The 4,938-nt window shown below is 68.3% G+C and carries 3 protein-coding genes and 1 pseudogene; 1 reads left to right on the forward strand and 3 read right to left on the reverse strand.

Going from position 1 to position 4,938, the window contains the following annotated elements; translation table 11 throughout:
• Positions 1–731: pseudogene (locus JMF90_RS23905) on the reverse strand (rod shape-determining protein); the annotation flags it as partial.
• Positions 732–1,002: 271 nt separating this feature from the next.
• On the opposite strand from JMF90_RS23905, the gene JMF90_RS23910 reads away from it, so the two are divergent.
• Entirely contained in the window at positions 1,003–3,414 is a 2,412-nt protein-coding gene (locus JMF90_RS23910) for a patatin-like phospholipase family protein (protein WP_011694800.1), read from the forward strand.
• Between the two features lie 99 nt (positions 3,415–3,513).
• On the opposite strand, the gene JMF90_RS23915 is transcribed toward JMF90_RS23910, so the two are convergent.
• Together JMF90_RS23915 and JMF90_RS23920 are read right to left on the reverse strand one after the other, a co-directional pair.
• The gene (locus tag JMF90_RS23915; protein WP_011547225.1) at positions 3,514–4,644 is read right to left on the reverse strand and encodes an ATP-binding protein; all 1,131 of its coding nucleotides are present in this window, start codon (positions 4,642–4,644) and stop codon (positions 3,514–3,516) included.
• A 64-nt stretch (positions 4,645–4,708) separates the two neighbouring features.
• Positions 4,709–4,938, reverse strand: a 230-nt coding sequence (locus JMF90_RS23920) for a winged helix-turn-helix domain-containing protein (protein ID WP_201325504.1), incomplete at its 5' end; no start/stop codon positions are given.

Here is a 4,938-nt window from a genome sequence, read left to right on the forward strand (position 1 = left end):
CCGATGCTGCGGCCGACGGCGCGGGTCGGACGTGCGCGGCACCGCGCTGGTGGCCGAGCCGATCGCCTTCTTCACGTGCTCCGCCGTCTGTTGCCGAGCAGCACGCCGTACAGGTTGCGGACATGGTTGACGATCGCCGCGTCGAACTGGCTGCCGCCGACGCGGATCGCCTCGCGGTAGACGATGCCGCCGAGCGCGATGACCGCGACTTCGGTGGTCCCGCCGCCGATGTCGATGACCATCGAGCCGACCGGCTCGGTCACCGGCAAGCCCGCGCCGAGCCCGGCCGCGAGCGACTCCTCGATCAGTTCGACCTCCGATACGCCGGCCGCGAACGCGGCCTCGCGGATCGCGCGGCGCTCGACGGCCGTCGCATCGGACGGCACGCACAACGTGACCTCGACGCGGCGGCCGAAGCGCGAGCGGGTGCGCGACATGTCGATGAAGCTGCGGATCATCTGCTCGGCCGCGTGCGCGTCCGCGATCACGCCGTGGCGCATGGGCCGCACGGCTTCCAGATGCCCCGGTTCGCGGCCGAGCAGCGCCTTGGCCAGCTCGCCGACGGCCTCGAGCGTCGGCCGCGCGTCGCTCGCGCCGCCCTTGCGGAAGCACACGACCGACGGCTGGTTCAGCACCACGCCGCGTTCATGCGTATAGATCCGCGTACTCGCCGTTCCCGGGTCGATCGCAACGGGTTGCGCAAACAACTTTCCGAACAGCGGTGTCGACATATCAAACCTTGGTGAGGGAACGGGCCGGGACAGCCGCGCCGCACTTTTTGCCGCGCGTCCATACCGCCCCATCACGAGCTTAGCGGCAAATCGTTCCGATACTTTAGGCAATTCCCATGATTTTTTCGCGACCAATTTGCCGAATGTGGCGTTCCGGGCACGTCCGGCTACGCAACGGCCTCTCGCGTCGGGCTTGTAAAACACGGTAATCTCTCGGTCTTGCCTGCTCCCGGCAGGCCTCAGACGCACGATCACGCCAGGTATCTTCGCCATGACAGCGACCGCTTTCTTCCGCTGGGCGCCGCTGGGCCCGCTCTGCACGACGCTCGTTGCCTTCTGGTGCTGCACGCTCGCCGCGCAACCGCTGCCGGCCGCCGAATCCGCCGCTGCCCAGACCGTTGCCGCTGCAGCCAACGCGCCGGCCGCCGCCACGCCCACCGCACCCGCTGCGTCCGCGCACACCTGCACGGCCGACGGCGGCCCGGCCGGCCGCCCGTCGATCGGCCTCGTGCTGTCCGGCGGCGGTGCGCGCGGCTATGCACACCTCGGGGTCCTGAAAGTCCTGGAGGACAACCGGATTCCGATCGACTGCATCGCGGGCACCAGCATGGGCGCCGTGGTCGGCGGCCTGTATGCGAGCGGGATGGCGGCCGACGAGATGCAGAGGCGGCTGTCCGAGGTCAACCTGGCGGATATCGCGTTCGACGTGACGGATCGCGCGGACCTGCCGCAAACCAGCCGCGAGGACGAACGCCTGTACATCAACGGGCTGACGCTCGGCTTCGGCAAAAAGGGCGTCAAGGCGCCGGTCGGCCTCGTCCAGGGCAACCGGCTGCAGGCGCTGCTCGCGAACTGGACGGCCGCCGTGCCGACCAACCAGCCGTTCGACCAGTTGCCGATCCCGTACCGCGCGGTCGCGACCGACCTGCAGACCGGCCAGATGGTCGTGCTCGACCACGGCTCGCTGCCGCTCGCGATTCGCGCGAGCATGGCGATGCCGGGCCTGTTCGCGCCGGCCGAGATCAACGGGCGCGCGCTCGTGGACGGCGGCCTCGTCAGCAACCTGCCCGTCGACACCGCGCGGCAGATGGGCGCGAACGTCGTGATCGCCGTCGACATCGGCTCGCAACTGCGCCCGCTCGACGCGCTCGCGTCGCCGGCCGACGTGATGCAGCAGATGGTCGGCATCCTGATCCGCCAGAACGTGACCGCGCAGCGCAAGCAGCTCGACGCGCGGGACGTGCTGCTCACGCCGGACCTGGGCTCGCTCGCGTTCACGGATTTCCAGAACGCGAAGCAGGCGATCGCCGCCGGCGCGGCCGCCGCGACCGCGGCGCTGCCGAAGCTGCGGCGCTTCGCGCTCACGCCGGAACAGTACGCGGCCTACCGGTCCTCACATGCGCAGCCGCTGCCGCCGCCGATCCGGATCACGCGCATCGACATCAAGACCAGCGGCGGCGTGCCGAAGCGCGTCGTCAGCAACGCGCTGCACGTGAAACCGGGCGACATCTATGATCCGAAGACCGTCAGCCAGGACCTGCTCGGCCTCACGACGGGCGGCAACTTCGAGAGCGTCACGCAGCAGATCGTCAGCCGCGGCGACGACAACGTGCTCGAGATCGACGCGCGCGAGAAGTACTGGGGGCCCAACTTCCTGCTGTTCGGGCTCGGCATGTCGAGCAGTTCGACCGACGAAGGCGGCTTCCGCCTGCACGTCGGCTACCGGCGGCCGTGGCTCACGGAATCGGGGCTCGAATTCCGCGCGGACACGACGATCGGCAGCGACCTGCAGTCGGCGCGCGTCGAATTGCGCCAGCCGCTGTCGACCGCGTACGGCGTCTACCTGTCGCCGTACGCGGAATATCAGCGTCGCTACGCGAACCTGTACGACGACTCCGGCGACGTGAAGATCACGCAGTACCTGATGCAGACGGCGCGCGCCGGGATCGACCTCGGCCTGCCGATCGCGCGGCTCGGCGATTTCCGCATCGGTCTCGGCTACGTGACCGGGCACGGCTCGCCGACCTACAACCTGCCGTTCGACGACGGCAGCGGCCAGGCGCTGCTATGGCCGAGCTTCACGTCGCAGGCGTTGATCGCGCGGGCGCGGCTCGTCATCGATCAGCTCGACGATCCGATGTTCCCGCGCAAGGGTTATTTCGGCGAACTGCGGGTCGAACGCTCGCTGGTGTCGCGCAACGGCGGCTCGGCACAGGATTTCGCCGACGGGATCAGCAACGCGCCTTACACCGAGATCTACGGCAAGGCGATGATCGCGCAGCAGTTCGGCCGGCACAGCGTCAGCGCGACGATCGAAGGCGGCAAGAGCATCGGCGGCACCAACCTGATCAATGCGTTCAACTTCACGCTGGGCGGCTTCCAGCATCTGTCTGCCTATGCGGCCGACCAGTTGAACGGCAACGAGCTCGCGTACGGACAGATCACGTACATGAACCAGTTGATGACGTTCAACGCGTCGCCGATCAAGGCGCTGTCGGTGGGCGCCAGCGCGGAAGTCGGCAACGTCTGGTCGAGCGGCCAGAAGATCGGCGGCGGCGCGCTCAAGCAGAGCTACACGTTCTTCACGAGCCTGTCGACCGCATTCGGGCCCGTCTATATCGGCGTGGCGCTCGCGCCCAGCGGCCGACGCAACTTCTACCTGCAGCTCGGCCGTACTTATTGAGCATGCGCGGATGCCGCTGCGGCGGCATCCGTGGCGCCGTCCCGGCGGCAGCTGTCGACTTCACGGCGGGCCGCGGGTCGGGCCTCGCGCGACGTCGTGCTAGACCGGCCAGCTGATCTCGAATCGCGCGCCGCCGAGTTCGACCGGATCGACGACCGCGATCCGGCCGTTGTGCGCGTGGAGCACCTGTCGCGTGATCGACAGGCCGAGCCCGTAGCCGCCGGTGCGGCGGTCGAGGCGCACGAATGCGTCGAAGATCCGTTCGCGCTCGCTCTCGGGCACGCCGGGGCCGTCGTCCTCGACGAAGATGCCGACGTTGCCGTGCACGAGCGAGATTCCAACGACGATCCGCGATTTCGCGTACTTGCTCGCATTGCGCAACAGGTTGCGCATCGCATACGACATCAGCCGCCGGTCCATCTTCACGCGCAAATCCGCTCCGATCTCGATGCGCGACTCGATCGCCCGGTCCGGATACAGCAGTTGCGCGTCGTTCACCTGATGCTCGAACCACGCGACGGGCGCCGTCATCTCGAGGTTCGACTGCAGCGAGCTGTATTCGAGCCGTGCATACGTGAGGCTCATGTCGATCAGCTCCTCGAGCTCGGTCACGTCCTGCGCGATGCTGTCGAGCGCGCCCTGGTATTCGGCCGCCGAACCCGGTTCGCGCAGCATTTCGAGCGCGAAGCGCACGCGCGCGAGCGGCGTGCGCAACTCGTGCGAGATCCCGTTGGTCAGATCGCGCTGCGCGGCGATCAGCCGCTCCATGCGCATCGCGAGCGCATTCAGCGTGCGCGCCAGCGGGCCGATGATCACGCTGTGCGATTCGCGCGCGCGCGTGTTGAAGCGCCCGCCGGTAAAGTCGATCGCGCGCTCGCGCACCATCACGAGATCCGACCAGACCGGCCGCATCCACCGGTACGCGGCGAGCGCGGGCGCGGTAAACACGAACGCGAGCACGATCCAGATGTCGCCCGGCAGCGAGTCGAACGCATGCCATACGACCTGCGGCGACAATTCGACGCACAGCGCGAGCGCGGGCACCAGCGCGGTCAGCAACACGAGGCCGAGCAGATGCAGGTAGGTGCGCAGGTACAGGCGCGACCAGCTCGGTATGCGGTCGGCGCGTGTGTCGGTCCACGCGCGCCGGAAATGCAGCCAGCGCCATTTGACGTAGCGCAGCGTGGGCAGCGGCGGTGCATCGGGGTGCGAACGGGTTCGTCGAATCATCGCGGCTCCCGGCCGGCGGGCGGAATGCCCGCGCGGAACGTGACGGCGTCGCGCGAGCGCGGCGTCATTCCCACGCGTGCTTGCTGAATTGATAACCCTTGCTGCGGATCGTCTTGATCCGCTGCGGGTTGCTCGCGTCGTCGCGCAGCTTGCGGCGCAGCTTCGAGATGCGCCCGTCGATCGTGCGGTCGAGGCCGTCGAATTCGACGCCGCGCAACTGCAGCATCAGATCGTCGCGGCTGACGACTTCGCCCGCATGACACACCAGCGCCCACAGCAGGTCGAATTCGGCCG

The organism is Burkholderia sp. E168m23, from assembly GCF_016586125.1.
Taxonomy (GTDB): Bacteria; Pseudomonadota; Gammaproteobacteria; order Burkholderiales; family Burkholderiaceae; genus Burkholderia; species Burkholderia orbicola.

What these genes read in the sequence shown, in the direction of transcription:
- JMF90_RS23910 (WP_011694800.1), top strand. Translation starts at nt 1,003, where the DNA reads ATGACAGCGACCGCTTTCTTCCGCTGGGCGCCGCTGGGCCCGCTCTGC.
- JMF90_RS23915 (WP_011547225.1), bottom strand. Translation starts at nt 4,644, where the DNA reads ATGATTCGACGAACCCGTTCGCACCCCGATGCACCGCCGCTGCCCACG.